The 18,139-nt window shown below is 63.8% G+C and carries 16 protein-coding genes; 2 read left to right on the top strand and 14 right to left on the bottom strand.

The features are described 5' to 3' along the window. Positions 1-26: 26 nt before the first annotated feature. From accC to dsbD, 4 genes are all read right to left on the bottom strand, one after another. The gene (gene accC / locus DOM56_RS09815) at positions 27-1,370 is read right to left on the bottom strand and encodes an acetyl-CoA carboxylase biotin carboxylase subunit (protein ID WP_110708586.1); all 1,344 of its coding nucleotides are present in this window, start codon (positions 1,368-1,370) and stop codon (positions 27-29) included. Positions 1,371-1,391: 21 nt separating this feature from the next. Next, complete coding sequence (gene accB, locus DOM56_RS09820; RefSeq protein ID WP_110708587.1) at positions 1,392-1,859, bottom strand: acetyl-CoA carboxylase biotin carboxyl carrier protein; 468 nt, start codon at positions 1,857-1,859, stop codon at positions 1,392-1,394. An 80-nt stretch (positions 1,860-1,939) separates the two neighbouring features. Further along, positions 1,940-2,383 (bottom strand): type II 3-dehydroquinate dehydratase, encoded by a 444-nt coding sequence (gene aroQ, locus DOM56_RS09825; protein ID WP_110598262.1) that lies wholly within the window; start codon positions 2,381-2,383, stop codon positions 1,940-1,942. 217 nt (positions 2,384-2,600) lie between these two features. Further along, positions 2,601-4,607, bottom strand: a complete 2,007-nt coding sequence (gene dsbD / locus DOM56_RS09830; protein ID WP_110708588.1) for a protein-disulfide reductase DsbD — start codon at positions 4,605-4,607, stop codon at positions 2,601-2,603. Positions 4,608-4,895: 288 nt separating this feature from the next. Between dsbD and DOM56_RS09835 the strand changes: the two genes are divergently transcribed. Next, entirely contained in the window at positions 4,896-5,927 is a 1,032-nt protein-coding gene (locus tag DOM56_RS09835) for a DUF2333 family protein (RefSeq protein WP_110708589.1), read from the top strand. Between the two features lie 109 nt (positions 5,928-6,036). On the opposite strand, the gene ppa is transcribed toward DOM56_RS09835, so the two are convergent. Then, on the bottom strand, positions 6,037-6,567 hold the full coding sequence (gene ppa, locus DOM56_RS09840; RefSeq protein WP_110598259.1) for an inorganic diphosphatase: 531 nt from the start codon (positions 6,565-6,567) through the stop codon (positions 6,037-6,039). A 200-nt stretch (positions 6,568-6,767) separates the two neighbouring features. On the opposite strand from ppa, the gene DOM56_RS09845 reads away from it, so the two are divergent. Next, positions 6,768-8,483 carry a bifunctional protein-serine/threonine kinase/phosphatase gene (locus DOM56_RS09845; protein ID WP_110708590.1) on the top strand — a complete coding sequence of 572 codons (1,716 nt, stop codon included), beginning with the start codon at positions 6,768-6,770 and terminating at the stop codon, positions 8,481-8,483. Between the two features lie 121 nt (positions 8,484-8,604). Here the strand turns inward: DOM56_RS09845 and DOM56_RS09850 are convergent, their stop codons facing one another. The 9 genes from DOM56_RS09850 to DOM56_RS09890 all read right to left on the bottom strand — a co-directional run bounded on the left by DOM56_RS09850 (position 8,605) and on the right by DOM56_RS09890 (position 18,009). Then, complete coding sequence (locus tag DOM56_RS09850) at positions 8,605-9,888, bottom strand: TRAP transporter large permease (RefSeq protein ID WP_110708591.1); 1,284 nt, start codon at positions 9,886-9,888, stop codon at positions 8,605-8,607. After that, positions 9,885-10,526, bottom strand: coding sequence for a TRAP transporter small permease (locus DOM56_RS09855; RefSeq protein ID WP_110708592.1), 642 nt, complete (start codon positions 10,524-10,526; stop codon positions 9,885-9,887). Before DOM56_RS09855 ends, DOM56_RS09850 begins: the two co-directional genes overlap by 4 nt. Positions 10,527-10,537: 11 nt before the next feature. Then, the gene (locus DOM56_RS09860) at positions 10,538-11,515 is read right to left on the bottom strand and encodes a TRAP transporter substrate-binding protein (protein WP_198655747.1); all 978 of its coding nucleotides are present in this window, start codon (positions 11,513-11,515) and stop codon (positions 10,538-10,540) included. A 530-nt stretch (positions 11,516-12,045) separates the two neighbouring features. After that, positions 12,046-12,870 (bottom strand): CoA ester lyase, encoded by an 825-nt coding sequence (locus DOM56_RS09865; RefSeq protein ID WP_110708594.1) that lies wholly within the window; start codon positions 12,868-12,870, stop codon positions 12,046-12,048. A gap of 93 nt (positions 12,871-12,963) precedes the next feature. Further along, entirely contained in the window at positions 12,964-14,163 is a 1,200-nt protein-coding gene (locus tag DOM56_RS09870) for a CaiB/BaiF CoA-transferase family protein (protein WP_110708595.1), read from the bottom strand. A gap of 49 nt (positions 14,164-14,212) precedes the next feature. Further along, the gene (locus tag DOM56_RS09875) at positions 14,213-15,577 is read right to left on the bottom strand and encodes an MmgE/PrpD family protein (protein WP_110708596.1); all 1,365 of its coding nucleotides are present in this window, start codon (positions 15,575-15,577) and stop codon (positions 14,213-14,215) included. After that, positions 15,570-15,968, bottom strand: coding sequence for a VOC family protein (locus DOM56_RS09880; protein WP_110708597.1), 399 nt, complete (start codon positions 15,966-15,968; stop codon positions 15,570-15,572). The genes DOM56_RS09875 and DOM56_RS09880 overlap by 8 nt, the downstream gene beginning before the upstream one ends. 8 nt (positions 15,969-15,976) lie before the next feature. After that, the gene (locus DOM56_RS09885; protein WP_110708598.1) at positions 15,977-17,146 is read right to left on the bottom strand and encodes an acyl-CoA dehydrogenase family protein; all 1,170 of its coding nucleotides are present in this window, start codon (positions 17,144-17,146) and stop codon (positions 15,977-15,979) included. Then, positions 17,143-18,009: a MaoC family dehydratase N-terminal domain-containing protein gene (locus tag DOM56_RS09890; RefSeq protein WP_110708599.1), complete on the bottom strand. Its 867-nt coding sequence runs from the start codon at positions 18,007-18,009 to the stop codon at positions 17,143-17,145. Before DOM56_RS09890 ends, DOM56_RS09885 begins: the two co-directional genes overlap by 4 nt. Positions 18,010-18,139 lie beyond the last annotated feature (130 nt).

Consider the following 18,139-nt stretch of genomic DNA (forward strand, 5'->3'; position numbering starts at 1 on the left):
GACCGCCCCGCCGGGATGACTCGGGTTCAACTCAGCCCGAGCTTTTTCTCCAGATAGTGGATGTTGACACCCCCGCGCTGGAAGGCGCTATCGCGAACCAGGTCCTTCTGCAGGTCGATATTGGTCTTGATGCCTTCGACCAGCAGTTCATCGAGTGCGTTTCGCATCCTGACCAGGGCGATATCCCGATCCGCGCCCCAGGTGATCAGCTTGCCGATCAGCGAATCGTAGTAGGGCGGCACGCTATAGCCGGTATAGATGTGAGAGTCCATGCGCACGCCCAGGCCGCCGGGCGGGTGATAGAGGTCGATCTTGCCGGGGGAGGGCATGAAGGTGCGTGAGTCCTCGGCATTGATGCGACACTCGAACGCATGGCCGCGCAGCTCGACATCGGACTGCTTGATCGACAGCGGCTGACCGCAGGCGATACGCAACTGCTCCTTGACGATATCGACGCCTGTGACCATCTCCGTCACCGGATGCTCCACCTGAACCCGGGTGTTCATCTCGATGAAGAAGAACTCGCCGTTCTCATAGAGGAACTCGAACGTCCCCGCGCCACGGTAGTTGATCTCGATACAGGCATCGGTGCACGACTTCAGCACCTTGGCGCGCGCCTCGGGATCCAGGTGCGGTGCAGGCGCTTCCTCGAGCACCTTCTGGTGACGACGCTGAAGGGAGCAGTCACGGTCGTAGAGGTGGATGGCATTGCCCTGGCCGTCGGCCAGCACCTGTACCTCGACGTGGCGGGGGTTCTCGAGGAACTTCTCCATGTAGACAGTGCCGTCGCCGAACGCCGCCGCCGCCTCCGAACGGGTCACGCTGGCTGCCTTGGCGACCTCGTCGTCGTTACGCACGACGCGCATGCCGCGGCCACCGCCGCCAGCAGCGGCCTTGATGATCACCGGGTAGCCGATACGACCGGCGATGCGGCGAATCTCGGCGTCGTCGTCCGGCAGCGGGCCATCGGAGCCTGGCACCGTCGGTACGCCGGCGGCCTTCATGGCATTGATCGCGCTGACCTTGTCACCCATGAGGCGGATGGTTTCCGCCCGCGGCCCGACGAAGGTGAAGCCGGAGCGCTCGACCTGCTCGGCAAAGTTGGCGTTCTCGGACAGAAAGCCGTAACCGGGGTGGATGGCGCTCGAGTCGGTGACTTCCGCTGCACTGATCAGGGCGGGAATATTGAGATAGGACTGAGCCGAGGCGGCGGGGCCGATACAGACGGCCTCGTCTGCCAGGCGCACATGCATCAGTTCCCGGTCGGCCTTGGAATGAACCGCGACGGTCTTGATCCCCAGTTCCTTGCAGGCGCGCAGGACACGGAGGGCGATCTCGCCGCGGTTGGCGATGAGTACCTTGTCCAACATGATGGTTTCGCTCGTGTGGCCTTAGTTGATGATGATCATCGGCTGGTCGAACTCGACCGGCTCGCCATCCTCGACCAGGATCGCTTCGATCACGCCATCCTTGTCGGCTTCGATCTGGTTCATCATCTTCATCGCTTCGACGATACAAACGGTATCGCCCTTCTTGACGCTCTGGCCGACTTCGACGAACGCCTTGGCGCCCGGTGCCGGCGACCGATAGAAGGTTCCGACCATGGGGGAGGTCACGGCGTGGCCCGTGGGTTGCACGGGGCCCGGCTCTGCAGGGTCCGGGGCCGGCGTGGCCGCCGGGCCGGGCCCTTGGGCCGCCGGTGCCATGGACTGCGGCATGTACATCGGCTGCTGCATGGCACCGAAGCCATTGGGATGACGGCTGATGCGAACCGACTCCTCGCCTTCCTGGATTTCGATTTCGCTGATGTTGGACTCTTCCAGGAGTTCGATGAGTTTCTTGACCTTGCGTATATCCATGGCGATGTCTCGGGTTGGTTGAATGTGAAAGTTGACGGTGACGGTGTCGTTTCAGCGAGTGTTCACGGGCGTGAAGGGCGTCAGTTGCGACCCAACTGCGAGAGTGCGGCTTCCAACGCGAGGGTGTAGCTCTCGGCACCAAATCCGGCAATGACGCCTCGGGCGACATCGGTGAAATAGGAGTGGGCGCGGAAAGGCTCGCGTGCGTGCACGTTGGAGAGGTGCAGTTCGATGAACGGAATATCGACGCCGGTCAGCGCATCGCGCAACGCCACGCTGGTGTGCGTGAAAGCGGCCGGGTTGAGCAGGATGAAATCGATGTTCTCCTGCCGGGCGCGATGTACGCGCTCGACCAGCTCGTGTTCGGCGTTGGATTGCAGCCACTCGAGTTGATGGCCAGCGCTCAGGGCCCGCTCGGTCAGGCGCACCCGGATATCCTCCAGCGTGGTCGTGCCATATACCGACGGCTCGCGAGTGCCGAGCAGATTCAGGTTGGGACCATTGAGAACCAGGAGTCTAGCCATGACAGTCCTTGCGCTGTTAACCCGTTCGTGAATTGCCGAGATCGCGTCACTTTGCTGCAAGATAGCGTCTTCGGCGCACCGTTTTTCGTTGGTGTCGAAGTTTGCCGAAAAAGACTGAGAGTGTCCACCCTGACCGCCGAACGATGTTCGCTAATGCATGATCACGGATCACGGATCACGGATCACGGATCACGGGCCGCGAGCGACTTGCCACCGGTCAAGAGTCTCGCGGCGTGTCGGCAGGCCCATTGTCCCGCACCCGTTGCTGTACCGCTTCCAGGTGACTGGCCAGTGCCGGGGCATCGATCTCGCCCTGGACGCGAGCGTCGTGGAGCTCCTGGCCGCCGGCGAAGAACAGCAGCCCCGGTGGGCCGAACAGGCCGTAGCGGTCGAGCAGGTCTCGGCTGGCGGCGACATCCCGGGTCACATCGGCGCGGAGCAGGGTGAAGTCGGCCAGGCGTTCGGCCACCGCTGGCGCGGGGAATACCCGCTGCTCCATCACCTTGCACGAGACGCACCAGTCGGCGCTGACGTCGACCATGACCGGGCGCCCCTGGGCGCGGGCCGACGCCAGCGCCGCATCGAGCTGATCGAGATCGTCGACGGTCTGGAAGGCGGGGCGCGTCACGTCGTCAGCCGCCTGGGCATCCGTTCCGGCCAGGGGCTGCAACGGGTCACCGCCGCCCTGGGCAGCGCCCCATATCATCGCCGTGCCCCAGACCAGCAGCGCCCAGCCCGCCGCCTGGCGTGCCCGTGGCCAGCCGGCAGTGGTTCTCATGTCCAGTGCGCCGAGTGCCAAGGCGCATCCCAGCGTCAACGCACCCCACAGCAGCAGGCCGACAGGGCCCGGCAGCAAGCGTTCGATCAGCCAGATGGCGACGCCGAGCAGCATCACGCCGAACACTGCCTTGACGCCCTGCATCCAGGCGCCGGTACGCGGCAACCATTGTCCACCGAAGGTACCGACCAGAATCAGCGGTACGCCCATCCCCAGCGCGAGTGACAGCAGCGCCAACGCGCCGCCCAGCGTCTCGCCGGTGGTCGAGATGAAGACCAGCGCGCCGGCCAAGGGTGCGGAAACGCACGGCGACACTACCAGTACCGACAGGGCGCCGGCCGCTGCCAGGCCCGCCGGGCCGCTACGCTGGAGCCGGTTCTGCCAGGCGTCGACCCGCTGGCCGATCGCGCTGGGCAGGCGCAGGTCGAAAGCGCCGAACATCGCGATCGCGAACAGCGCGAACAGCAACGCGAAAGGAATCAGGACCCAGCCCGACTGGAGCCGGGCCTGCAGGTTGAGCGAGGCGCCGAACATGCCCATCAGGGTGCCGAGCAGGGTGAAGGTCACGGCCATGCCGGCAACGTAGCTCGCCGACAGTGCCAGTGCGCGCCCGCGTCGGGCGTTCTGGCCCACGATGATGGCGGTCAGGATCGGCAGCATGGGTAGCACGCAGGGGGTGAAGGTCAGCCCCAGACCGGCGAGGAAGAAGAGACCCAGCGCACTCAGGCCGATGCCCGCGTCGAGCAGTGACCGGAACCGGCCGTCGGCACTGGCATGGGCGAGCGTCGGCGTGTCGCCGGCGGAAGGCATCGGGCCCGGGATCGTCCGGACGCTATCGGGGGGGCGGGCCGGGTTGGCCAGCGGAGCGTCATCGCCGGATGCCGAGAACGGATTGCCGGCGGCCTGTTCGATCGGGGACGACATGGCATCACGGGTCGCGTCGGTATATGCCGCTGGCGGTGGGCCGGCCTTGGCCTCCAGCGTCCAGTGTTCGGGGGGGTAACAGAGTCCGGCGTCGGCGCAGCCCTGGAAGGTGAGGGTGACGGGGATCGAGCCTCGGGTATCGGCGGCATCCTCGACCTTCGATAGCGGCGCGCTGATCTCGACCTGGTCGTGGAAGACATGCACATCGCCCAGATACGGGTCGTGCTTGAACTCTCCCGGCGGCAGCTCGAGCGTGCCCAGCGTCACGCCGGGCTGGCGGCTCTCCAGCGCAAAGCGGTGGCGATAGAGATAGTGGCCGGGTTCATTGCGGATGCCGACATAGACGCGTTCATCGTCATGCCAGGCGTAAGCGTGAAACGCCTGATCGACGGCCAGAAACTGCGCGTTGCCCTGGGCGAACAAGGGCTGTCGCTCCCGTTGAAGGAGATCGGCGTGGGCGGCGCCCAGCGGTGCCGACAGACAACAGCAAAACAGCAAAACCAACCGGTAGAAACGCGACATGCTCTAATGGGTATCCCGACGACGAATGAGGCTTGGCCCTGACGGGCTGGGCGTTGACGACAAAGCCGCGTGAAACGACGCGTCTTTCGATCGCTTAGTAACGGAAAAGTGCCATCGATCGCGCCGGTGGGCCAGGCCCGGCATGCAGCGAAAGGCGGGCTGCGCGTCACGGGGAGCATGATAGGATAGAGTCATATCATCTCCCAACCCCGTTCCGGTCGGGCCTGGCTGCCGCAGGCGGCCTTTCTCGACATGATTTCCAACCTCCCGAAATGACAAGGATCGTCCATGGCTCTATTTCGCAGGAACAAGGCGCCGCTGTCGCGTACCGAGGTTCTCGAGACGCCCCAGTACGGCTGGATCTGGAAACCGCTGGTGGCGCTGGTCGTCATCTACCTGCTGGTCTGTATCGTGCTCGGTATCTGGTGGAGCTGGACGCCCGCGCCCACGGACCCGAGACAGGCGGTAGAGATGCAGCGTGGCTTCCCCCAGAGCGTCGATACCGGCGGAGAGCAGCAACCGGTACCGCCGGGGGAGGCCTTATTGGCCACCAATATCTCGATTCTCGACACGCTGCTCCACAAGCCTGGCGGCTACCTGCGCAATGATGTCATGCCCCCGGGATTGTGGCTCGACAACATGCCCAACTGGGAGAAGGGCGTCACGCGGCAGGTTCGCGACGCGGTCGCCATGCTGGGCGGCGCGTTGAGCGTCGGCAGTGCGCCGTTGAACCAGGCCAACGAGTCGCTTGGCGGCGATCTGGACAGCTGGCGCTGGCCGGCGTCCGAGACCCTGCTGAAGTCGGCGCGCAACAACCTGGGCGAAGCCTTCACCGCACTGGAAAACAGTGCCGGGCCGGGTGCCCCGACCCAGGACGCGGCCGCCTCGACCGAGCCGGCGGCAGCGCCCGATTCCGCCGCGCTGGCCGATTGGCTGGGCCAGGTCCAGCAGCGGTTGCAGACCCAGACCCAGCACCTGGCCGCCAACGTCGGCCAGTCGCCGAGTGGCGACCAGCAGACCGACAGCACGCCCTGGCTTCGAATCGACAATGTGTTCTTCGAGGCGCGCGGCACCACCTGGGCGCTGGCGCAACTGCTGCAGGCCGCCAGGATCGACTATGCCGACGTGATCGAAAGCAGCGGCGTCGGTGGCGATTTCGACCAGCTGGTCGCGGAGCTGGAGAGCTCTCAGGCCCGCGTCTGGAGCCCGGTGATCCTCAACGGCTCCGGATTTGGACTGTTCGCCAACCACTCGCTGATGATGGCCAACTACACGGTGCGGGCTTCCCAGCTCGTCGAGAAGATCCGCAATCAGCTCTGATCGCCGGGTCTCGGAGCCTGCGCCACAACGTCAAACGCCGCCCCGGGATGGATGCCGGAGCGGCGTTTTTCGTCAGTGCCGCTAACGGAGAGGCCCGAGGGCGTGACGCTTACTCGTTCTCGTAGGCGCTGACGGCTTTCTCGATCGCCTTGCGGGCGGCGTCGGCGCCGTCCCATGAGTCGATCTTGACCCACTTGCCCTTCTCGAGATCCTTGTAGTTCTCGAAGAAGTGGGCGATCTGCTGACGCAGCAGCTCCGGCAGATCGGTGACCTCATGAACGTCGTCGTAGAGCGCGCTCAGTTTCTCGTGGGGCACGCACACCAGCTTGGCGTCCTCGCCGGCTTCGTCCGACATGTTGAGCACACCCACCGGGCGGGCGCGGATCACGCTGCCGGGCTGGACCGGGTAGGGCGTGACCACCAGCGCGTCGAGGGGGTCGCCATCATCGGCCAGCGTGTTCGGGATGAAACCGTAGTTGGCCGGATAGAACATCGGGGTGGCCATGAAGCGGTCGACCACCAATGCGTCCATCTCCTTGTCGATTTCATACTTGATCGGTGCGTGGTTGGCGGGAATCTCGATCGCCACGTACACGTCGTTGGGGAGATCCTTTCCGGCGGGAATCTTGTCGAAACTCATCGTTGAGTCCTTGCGGTTTGCAGGTTGAACACCAGCGGGCGAAAATCCGGGGAATTATACGAATAGGCTAGGCCGATTACCAACCCGGGCCAAGAACCGCCATCCGAAAACCTCGACGTGGAGACGCCGATGTCACCGGAGGTGTCGGTCCCGGGACAGGAGCATCCATCGCCCTTCGTCGATCAACCGGGAGAAAGCCGTTGTCGAAAAGCTCACTGTCGTTGACCTACGGTCAGGCCTTCGTCGCACCGGATCTGCATCGTCATCGTAGCTCGATGTCGGTTCAGGTTCCCCAGGGCGAGCAACTGGTCTCCAAGGGTGGCTGTGCGCTGATCAGCGACTCCACCTGGCGCAACTCGATCGCCAAGCAGGCCGGCGATCTCAGTGTGCGGGGGTTCCTCGCCGACTACTACTCGACCCCTGAGCACTGGGACATCAAGACCTCCGCGACCCGCGTACTGCGTGCCCTGAACAGTTGGTGTCACAGCCAGAGCGGCTATATCGAAGGAGGCAGTTACATCTGCTCGCTGTCGGCGATGATCTTTCATCAGCACGACGCTCACCTGTTCCACATGGGCGATACCCTGGTCTACCGCATTCGGGGGGCGGAGTTCGAGCAACTGACACGGGATCACGTCACCGACCTGGGCGGGTATCGCTATCCCTCCCGGGCGCTGGGGATGGATGGCCACGTGGACATCGACTACTCGACCTTTTCGCTCAAGCAGGGCGATCTGTTCCTGTTCATGACCCAGGCGGTCCGCGGCACCCTGGTACCGTCGGAGTACGTGCAACTGATCCGGGCCGATGTCAGCGATCTGGACGCCGCCTGCGAGCGGCTTGCCGAGGCGGCCAACCAGCGGGCGATCGAGCGTGGCTACAACGCCAACCAGTTCTGTTTCCAACTGGTGCGTGTCGACCGGCTCTCGGACGACGAGCCGGACGAGCCGCCGCGCGCCTATCATCATCTGCCGGTGCCGCCGGAGCTGGCCAAGGGCGAACGGCTCGACGGCCTGGAGGTCGTCGATGTGCTCTCCCGAACCGCCAAGGCACGACTCTACCGGGTGCGCGACGTGCGCAGCGGACGCGACATGGTGATGAAGGCGCCCAGCCCCGAGCTCTCCACGCGCAACGTCTATCTCGAGCACTTCGGCTTGCAGCAGTGGGTCGTCGAAAGGGTCAACTCGCCGTTCGTGGTCAAGGTGATGGAGCCGGCCCGGCCACGACGTTATCTCTACTATCTGATGAGCTACGTCGATGGGGAGACGCTGACCGAGTGGCTGGGACGACATCCCCAGGCCAGTCTCGAGCAGCGTCTCGAGATTGCACGGCAATTGGTCAAGTCGGTTCAGGCGCTACATCGCCACGACGTGCTGCACCAGCACATTCATCCCGACAACATCCTGATCGACCGGCATGGCAACCTGCTGCTGACCGATTTCGGAGCCTGTCACAAGCGCGAGGGCGACGCCCAGGGCGAGGCACGTCAACTCGCGCGTCAGGTCGGGCTGACCGAACACAGCGCGCCGGAGTATGCGCTGGACACCGAGGTCGGTCGGCGCAGCGACCAGTATTCATTGGCTTCCACCATCTACTGGATGCTCACCGGCCACCTGCCCTATACCCTCCTGCCCAATCATCTGCGCAGCCATACCGACCTGGAGCAGATGACCTACCGGCGCGCACAGTTGAGCAACCCGGCGATCAGCGGCGATCTCGACGATGCGCTGCGCCGCTCGCTCGATCCGCTGCGGGCGCTGAGGTTCCGCCGGATCACGGAGCTTGCCTACCATCTCCGTCCCGCACCGAAAGGCGACGAAGAGGGGCGGCGGCCGTGGCGGGAGCCGGCTAACGTGTGGCAGGCCATCGCCACCGTGCTGCTGCTGCTGCTGATCCTGTCCTGGTGGCTGAAGTAGTCGCTCTCGATGGGTCGGGCAACGAGGTCGGAACGCGCGGGGAGTGCGGCTCCCCGCAAAGAGAGAGGGCGCCGTGACGGCGCCCTCGACAATGGCATGCTGTGATGGCTCGTCTGGGCCGCTACGGCATTCCCAGCCAGTTCGGCAGGCCGAGCGAGAGGAAGGGCACGTAGGTCACCAGCAGCAGGAAGCCCAGCAGCAGGAACAGCCACGGCGTTGCGGCCCGGATCGTGCGGGTCAGCGGCATGCCGGTGACGGCCGACGCCACGAACAGGTTCAGGCCTACCGGTGGCGTCACCAGGCCGATCTCCATGTTGACCACCATGATGATGCCGAAGTGGATCGGGTCGATGCCCAGTTGGGTGGCGACCGGAAACAGGATCGGGGCCAGGATCAGGATGATCGCCGACGGTTCCATGAACGACCCCGCCACCAGCAGCACGATATTCACCACCAGCAGGAAGGTGATCGGCGAGAAACCCTGCTCGACGACCCATGCCGTGATGGTCTGCGGGATCTGCTCCGTGGTCAGGACATGAGCGAACAGCATCGCGTTGGCGATGATGAACATCAGCACCACCGAGAGCTTGGCGGCATCGAGCAGCACGCCGGGACACTGCCTGAGGGTGATGTCGCGATAGACGAACAGCGCGACGAAACCGGCATAGACCGCGGCCACGGCAGCGGCTTCGGTGGGCGTGAAGAACCCGCCGTAGATACCGCCCAGCACGATCACGATGGTCAGCAGTCCCCAGCTCGCCTTGCGGGCGGTGGCGAGGAACTCGCTGACCGACGGCCGCGGCAGCGCCGGCATCTTCTTGATCCGCGCGACGATGTAGATCGCGACCATCAGGATCAGGCCCAGCAACAGGCCGGGCACGATGCCCGCGACGAAGATCTTGCCGACGGAGCTTTCGGTGACCGTGGCGTAGACCACCATCACGATCGAGGGGGGGATCAGGATGCCCAGGGTGCCGGCGTTGCAGACGATGCCGGTGGCGAAGTCCTTGGTGTAGCCGGATCGCGCCATTCCCGCGATGACCACAGAACCGACGGCAGCGACCGTGGCCGGGGACGAACCCGAAAGGGCCGCGAACATCACGCAGGCGAGCACCGAGGCGATTGCCAGGCCGCCGCGGATATGGCCGACGCAGGCATTGGCGAAATTGATCAGGCGTTTCGCCACGCCGCCGCTGGTCATGAAGGCGCCGGCGAGGATGAAGAACGGGATCGCCAGCAGGGTGTAATGTTCGGAGGTCTCGAACAGCTTGATGGCCAGCGAGCTGAGCGAATCCTGGCTGAACAGCATGATGGTCAGCGAGCTGGCAATGCCCAGAGAGAACGCGATCGGCACGTTGAGGAAGAGCAGGCCGAAGAGCACCACGAACAGAAAGGCGATGGTCATGTCGGCTTCTCCTCAGTGCCGGCCTCGTCCTGGAGCTTCAGGGCGTCGGTGGACTCGTTGCTTAGTTCCATGGTGATCTGCTGGCCACGCAACATCCGTATCAGCACCTCGATCAGGCGGATCAGCACCAGCGTGAAACCGATCGGCACGATGATCGTGATGTGCCACTGCAGAACCCCGTACTGGTCGAGATCCTCGGCACCGATGCCGGCCCGCATCAGCGCCATGACCCAGCTATAACTGGAGATGGCGAACAGCGCGGTGTAGGCGATACAGATCAGGCAGGTGATGATGCCAACGCCACGTCGCGCACGCTCCGGCAGCAGTCTGACGATCAGATCGACGCCGATGTTGGCGCCGATGCGCACGATGTAGGCGATCCCCAGGAAGATCAGCCAGGCGAAGCACGCTTTGGTCAGGGCGATGCTCCAGGTCATCTCTTGGGCCAGGTCGATGATGAAATCGCCAATCGCGAAGAGCGGCGTTTCCGCGAACGGAAACAGGTCCGCTGCATCATAGAAGACGGTATAGAGGTTATTGACCATCACGTAGCTGAAGGTCACCAAGGTCATGAGGGCGAGGAGGAAGGCCACCAGGCCCTCCTCCAGATGCGCCCAGGCACGCAGGAAACGTGTCATGGTCGGCTCGGTTACTGGGAAGTTTCAGATTGGGCGGTATCGGACTGATTGGCGCCTTGGGCAGCCTCGATCAGGTCTTCACCGATGTCGTCCTGGAACATCTTCCATACCGGACGAACCGCTTCGCGCCAGTCTTCGCGCTCTTCCGGCGTCAACTGGATGATCTCGCTGGTGCCGGCGTCGATGATCGCCTGCTTGGCTTGCTGGTTGAGGTCGTAGGCCTGCTGGTTCACCTTCTTGGTGACGTCGGCGAGAATCTCTTCCAGCTGGCTGCGGATATCGTCCGGCAGTCCGTTCCAGAAGTCGGCGTTGGTGATCACCATGTAGTCGATGATGCCGTGGTTGGACTCGGTGATGTAGGGCTGCACTTCGTGCATCTTCTGGCTATAGATGTTCGACCAGGTATTCTCCTGACCGTTGACCACGCCGGTCTGTAGCGCCTGGTACACCTCGCCGAAGCTCATCTTGCGGGGAACGGCGCGGAGCACCTTGAACTGCTCGTCGAGCACGTCGGAAGCCTGTACGCGGAACTTGAGGCCGCGGGCATCCTTGGGTTCGCGCAGCGGCTTGTTGGCAGAGAGCTGCTTCATGCCGTTGTGCCAGTAGGCCAGCCCCTGGATGTTGCGATCCTGCATCGAGTCGAGCAGGCCCTGGCCGGCGTCGGAATGCTGGAAGCGGTCGACGGCATTGATGTCGTCGAACAGGAACGGAAGGTCGTAGAGCTGCAGGCTGGGGCTGTACTGCTCGAACTTGGCGAGCGAGGGGGCCAGCATCTGCACGTCGCCGAGCAGCAATGCTTCCATCTCCTTGCCATCGCCGTAGAGCGATGAGTTGGGATAGACCTCGACCTTGACCCGGTCGCCGAGCTTCTCCTTCACTTCCTCGGCGAACATCTTCGCGCCCTGGCCCTTGGGCGTGTTCTCGGCCACGACGTGGGAGAACTTGATGACGATGGGATCCTGCGCCTGAGCAGTCGCAACGCCACCCATCAGGATGGCAACTCCGATCGCGCCAAATACTGTTTTTGGATTGATGAGGGACATGGCATTTCACTCCTGGGTTTGTTCTGTCGTCTTGGCGTCTGTAATAACGCCTTATTGGCGATGCCAGGCGGAGTATGCGGATAATTATCTCGATTCGTATATTCAACCTTCGGCGGGACTCGGGACCATTAGGGCGATAAAGATAACGCCTTTCTCTGGTTTAAAAAGTTTAAAAAGTCGAAGCTGGAAAGTTGGAGAATGCCGGTTTTGATATGATGTCAAAAACAAAAATAGTATTAAATTCAAATAGTAATGTTATTTTTATGAATTCTTTGAAGTGCAGTTCATGGCTCGTCATCGACGAAATTTCATGCTCAATCATCGTCGCAGGATCGCGGCTATTCCGTCAGGTTGCCACGGCAGTCAAGCTCGAGGTCACAGAAGTTAACGTGGATCATCGCCGCCAGGACAGCGGTATTGCATGAGCTGGCGGCGCGGTGGTGATACGCGCCGCCAACTGTTTCGGTTGGGGTCTTTCAGCCCCGGTCGGCACTGGCGACGAGCCGTCGGGCGCGGGCCATGACCGGCGCGTCGATCATCTGGCCGTCTATCTGCCCGGCTCCAGCGTCCTGCTCGGCCGCTGCGATCACGCGCTTCGCCCATGCCAACTGGTCGGCGGTAGGCAGAAACGTGTCGTTGACCACCGTGACCTGGCTCGGGTGAATACAGAGCATGCCGGCAAAGCCCATCTCGACGGCACGCCTGGCGGCATGCTGGATGACGCCCATGTCGCGAAATTCGGGATGCACGGTCTCGATGGGGGCCGCGAGCCCGGCCAGGCGCGACTGCAGGATGATCTGATAGCGTGCCTGGTCCAGCATCCAGTTTCCCCCTTCGCTACCCGGCTCGATGCCAAGATCCAGGCTGAGATCCAGTGCGCCGAAGCTCAACTGGACGACACCCTCGACCCGCGCCAGCTTTTCCAGATGGTCCAGGCCCTTGGCGCTCTCGATCAGCGGAATCATCGGGTAACCGAGTGCTTTCACCTGGGCCAGACTCCTGGTGCTTTCCGCTTTGGGAACGACGAGCCCGGCGATGCCCGGCCGGTCACGGCATAACGCGAGATCCTCGAGAAAATCATCGGTGTCCGCGGCATTGATCCGCACCCAGACGGCGCCCGGCGATGCCGTCTCGAGAAAGTCACCCAGCGCCTGACGTGCCATCGGTTTCGCTGCTGGCGCGACCGCATCCTCCAGATCGACGATAACGATGTCGGCGCCGCTGGCCAGCGCCTTGGGAATGCGCTCGGGGCGATTGGCCGGGACGAACAGGGCCGAGCGAGGTGGGGTGGTCAAGGTCATGAGCCGGTTCCTTGCGGTGGCGAATGCGTGGTGGATGAATGGCTGCGTGAGCGATGGATGGCGGGTGTCAGCCGGTCTCCGAGCGGGTACCCGTCAGATCGTACCGGCCTGGCGCAGGGCGTTCACCTGCTCGTCGGCGTAGCCCAACTGCTTGAGGATAGTTGCGTTGTGTTCGCCCAATGCGGGGACCGCGTCCATGCGTGGCTCGTACGCTGCATTGCGTCCGGGCGGCAACGCTGCCGGCACCTGCCCGCCAGGGGTGATCACGTCGCGCCAGCGATCTCTCGCGGCCAACTGCGGATGGTTCCACACACCGGCCATGTCGTTGACGTGGGCATTGGCAATCTGGGCCTGATCGAGACGGGCGATCACCTGCTCTGCCGTGAGTTCGGAGAAGACCGTGTCGATCAGCTCGCGCAGGGCGTCGCGATTTGCCGAGCGCTTGAAGTTGGCATCGAAGCGTTCGTCCGTGGCCAGCGCGGGCTGTTCCATCACCTTCTCGCAGAACAGCTGCCACTCCCGCTCGTTCTGCAGACCCAGCATGACCGTGCCGCCGTCGCCGGTCGGGAAGGGGCCATAGGGGTAGATCGTGGAGTGGGACGCGCCGGCGCGAGGCGGTGGTGTTGCGCCGTCGAAGGCGTAGTACATCGGATAACCCATCCACTCGACCAGGCTCTCCAGCATCGAGACATCGATGTGCGAGCCCTCGCCGGTTCGCCCGCGAAGCAGCAGTGCGGCAAGGATGTTGCTGTAGGCGTACATGCCGGCGGCGATATCGGCGACCGAACAGCCCGCCTTGGCCATGGCATCGGGTTCCGGGCCGCCGGTGACGGAGAGAAATCCTGCCTCGCTCTGGATCAGCAGGTCGTACGCCTTCTTGGTCTCGTAGGGGCCGCCTTCACCGTAGCCGGAGATGTCGCACACGATCAGCTTGGGGAAGCGCGCGTGCAATGCATCAAAGCCGAGCCCCATTCGGGCAGCGGCGCCGGGCGCCAGGTTCTGCACCAGCACGTCCGCCTCGCCGAGCAGATCGTCGAGAATCGGCGCGGCAGCCTCGTGCTTGAGGTTGAGCGTCAGGCTCTCCTTCGACCGGTTGGTCCAGACGAAGTGCGACGACAGGCCGTGAACCCGTTCATCGTAGCTGCGGGCGAAATCGCCGACACCGGGGCGTTCGACCTTGATCACCCGAGCCCCTTGGTCGGCGAGCTGGCGGGTACAGAAGGGCGCGGCGATGGCGTGTTCCAGGCTGACGACGGTAATGCCATCCAGCGGACGAGGCGGTTGAGCAGTCATGAGGGATCCTGTTCGCGAAATGGAGATGCGATGCCGGCGGGTCGCCGGCTCACAGCAGTGGCTCGAGGCGTGCCACCGAGGGCAGGTGCCAGGCGTGGGCGATCAGCCTGACGACTTCTTCATCGTTGGCGGCACCCGAGAAGGTCACGAGGCGGCGGAACTTCGCCTCCAGCTCGTCCCGGCTCAGGGTGTTGCCCGGATCGCCCTTGGGTTCATCGATGGCCGCGCTCAAGCGGCGGCCGTCGCGGGTCGTGACCTCGACCCGACCCAGCCAACGTTGGGGGTAAGACTCATCCACCTCCGGGTCCAGTACCATCGACACACGCTGGCGGAAACTGGCCACCGCCTCGTCCTGCAGGGCGTGATCCCGGAAGCTGGCCAGGCTGGCATCGCCATGAACCGCGATTAACCCCAGCACGCTCCCCATCGAAAACTTGGCCTGATGAATGGTGCGCGGGTCGACCACCGGTCCGAGCACGTCGATCGCCGCCTGATGGACTCTCGCCGTGACGGTCTCGATGGCGTCGTGGGTCAGCGCTTCTCGCTGCATCAATGCCAGCAGGGCGTCCGCCGCCGGATGCGTATGTCGGCAGGAAGCATGGAATTTGAACGACGTCTCGACCAGCGCCCAGCGCTCGCCGAGACGATCCGTCAGCCGGCTGGGATCGGCATCGGTCGACATCCCGGCAGCCATTCCCTGGGGGCCGTCGAGAATGTGCCTGGCACCGGTCAGGCCGCTGTGGGTCATGTAGGCGGCAAGGAGACCATCGGAGGCTGCCTTGGCCGTGTGCAACTGCTTGGAATCAGCGGCGTCGCGCAGAAATTCCCATAGCCCCGCCGCCTGGGTGCCGGCGTTGCCGAGCAGGTTCACGAAACCGTCGGTGTCGAGTTCCATGAGCTTGCCTGCGGCCACGGCGGCGGCCAGCGTCCCGGCGGTGCCGGTGGTATGGAAGACACGGTAGTGGGAGCGACCCAGAAACTCGCCGATCCGAATGCCCGCTTCGTAACCGGCCACGGCGGCGGTGATCAGCGCCTCGCCGCTGCTGCCCAGATCCTGGGCGGTGGCGAGGGCGGCAGGAAAGACCACGGTCGCCGGGTGAAGCACCGAGCTGTTGTGCAGATCGTCCTGCTCGACCACATGCGAGGCGGCCGCGTTGACGAGGGCGGCGAAGTGCGGCGACGTCATGCGCCGGTCGGTCAACTGCTGGCAGCCGCCATCACTCGGCCCCATGAGTTGGCTGTACTGCTCGAATAGCGGGATCGGTGCGTGGTTCTTGCCGGCCAACGCCGAGCCCAGCCAGTCCAGGTAGTAGGCCTGGCAGCGCTCGACGACCTCTTGCGGGATGTGGGCGTAACTAAGCTCGGCCAGAAAGCCTGCCAGTTCTCGCGTTCGATCATGGGTCAGGTCATTCATTGCCAGGCTCCTCCATGCGATTGGCGATCTCGATCAGGTTACCGTCAGGGTCGCGAACGTAGACGGAACGGATCGGGCCGGTGGCGCCGGTCCGATCCACCGGACCTTCGATGATCGTGATCTGTTCGGTCTTGAGGTGGTTGATCACCTGCTCCAGCGGTGTGTCGCTGAGGAAACAGAGATCCGCCGAACCCGGCACGGGGCGGTGCGCCTTGGGTTCGAATTCCTGGCCGTGACGGTGCAGGTTGATCTTCTGCTGGCCGAAGACGAGCGCGCTACGCCCGTTGCCGAAGGCGATCCGCTTCATCCCCAGCGCACGACCGTAGAAATCGCAGGTCGCATCGATATCGGCGACCGTCAGCACCAGATGATCCAGCTGTGAGATCTTCATGGGTAACCTCAGAACGAGCGTGGCAGGTCGAGCAAGTGCTCGGCGACGTAGGAGAGGATGAGGTTGGTGGAGATCGGAGCGACCTGATAGAGGCGAGTCTCGCGAAACTTGCGCTCGACGTCGTACTCGGTGGCGAAGCCGAAGCCGCCGTGGGTCTGTAGGCAGACATTGGCCGCCTCCCACGAGGCCTTGGCCGCCAGGTACTTCGCCATGTTGGCGCTGGCCCCGGCCGGCAGACCGGCATCGAATTCCTGACAGGCACGCCAGCGCATCAGATCGGCGGCTTCCACCTCGATATGGGCCTCGGCGATGGGGAACTGCACTCCCTGGTTCTGACCGATCGGGCGATCGAACACAACGCGCTCGTTGGCGTAACGGCTGGCCTTGTCGATGAACCAGCGGCCGTCGCCAATGCACTCCGCCGCGATCAGGGTCCGCTCGGCGTTGAGGCCGTCGAGAATGTAGCGGAAGCCCTTGCCCTCCTCGCCGATCAGGCTATCCGCCGGCAGCTCGAGATTGTCGAAGAACAGCTCATTGGTCTCGTGGCCGACCATGTTGTCGATCGGCTGGACCGTCATGCCATTGGCGATTGCCTGATGCAGGTCGACCAGGAAGATCGACATGCCCTCGGACTTGCGCTTGACCTCGGCCAGCGGCGTCGTGCGCGCCAGCAGAATCATCAGGTCAGAGTGTTGAATCCGCGAGATCCACACCTTCTGGCCGTTGATCACGTACTTGTCGCCGCGCTTGACGGCCGTGGTCTTGATCTTGGTGGTGTCGGTGCCGGTGGTGGGCTCGGTGACGCCCATCGACTGCAGGCGAAGCTCGCCGCTGGCCAGCCGGGGCAGGATGGCGGCTTTCTGCGCCTCGCTGCCATGCTTGAGCAGCGTCGCCATGTTGTACATCTGGCCGTGAACGAAGCCAGCATTACCGCCGCAGCGGTTGACCTCCTCCAGAATCACGCTGGCTTCCGCCAGACCCAGACCCGAGCCGCCGAACGCCTCGGGGATCATCGCACCGAGCCAGCCGGCTTCGGTCAGTTCGGTGACGAACTGCTCCGGGAAGCCCTGGGCCTTGTCGATGTCGCGCCAATACTCGCCATCATATTGCTGGCACAGACTGCGAACGCCGTCGCGGATCGCTTCCAGCGCCTCGTGGTCGATGGGGTTGAGGCTCATGCTCGAGACTCCTGGTCTTCAATGTCGTGGAATTCAACCGTGGCGCGATGGGCCGGCCCGTCGTCGTTGCCGGCGGTCAGCTCGGCCGTGCCGTGGTCGGTGATCCGGCCGGTGGTCCGAAACGGCTTGTCGGCGATCAGCGGACGCAGACCGCGATACTGCATGCGCGTCGGGCACAGTTGAGGATTGGCGTCGCAGAACGCCTGCAGTTGCAGCGTCGCGATCAGCGGGCCATGGACTACCAGCCCCGGATAACCCTCGGTCCCGGTGACATACGGCCAGTCGTAATGGATCCGGTGACCATTGAAGGTGACCGCCGAGTAGCGGAACAGCAGCACCGGGTCGGGGTCGAGGGTCTGCGACCAGTCGGCTTCCGGCATCGGCTCGTCGAGCGACAGTTTCGGCGGGGAAGGCTGGCGGTAGACGATATCCTGGGCTTCGCGAATGGCGAGCTCGCCAGCCTGGGAGTAGTCGTGCTGTACCGTCACGAACAGCAGCGAGCCGGTGCGGCCATGCTTCTCCTGAATATCGGTCACGGTGGAGACGCGCTGTGCTTCGATACCCACTTTCAACGGATTGAGAAACTCGACGCGGCCACCGGCCCACATCCGGTTGCGGTCGTCCGCCGGCGGCAGGAAACCGCCACGAGTCGGATGACCGTCACCGCCGAGCTGCGCGCCGGGGAGCGGATTCTGGAAAAACGCCCAGTGCCACAAGGGGGGCAGGGGCTCGCCTGGTTCTGGGCAGGGTTTGCTGAACGTCGCCGCGACCCTGGCAACCAGGGCGCTATCGAGACGATCCGTGCTCTGCTCGCGGTTGCCGAGCCACCGCTGGAGCGTGTCTTGAGGCAGATTGTCGGGCATGACGCGATTTACCAATCTGGGAAGGTATCGCCAGCATGGCCGGACTCGATATCGGGGGAAATCTGTCTTTCGTGGCAGGGGGCTTTGGTTTCGCTGAATACGACTTTGGTGGATGACCGTCGCGCGCCGA

The organism is Salinicola sp. CR57 (assembly GCF_003206585.1).
Lineage (GTDB): Bacteria > Pseudomonadota > Gammaproteobacteria > Pseudomonadales > Halomonadaceae > Salinicola > Salinicola lusitanus.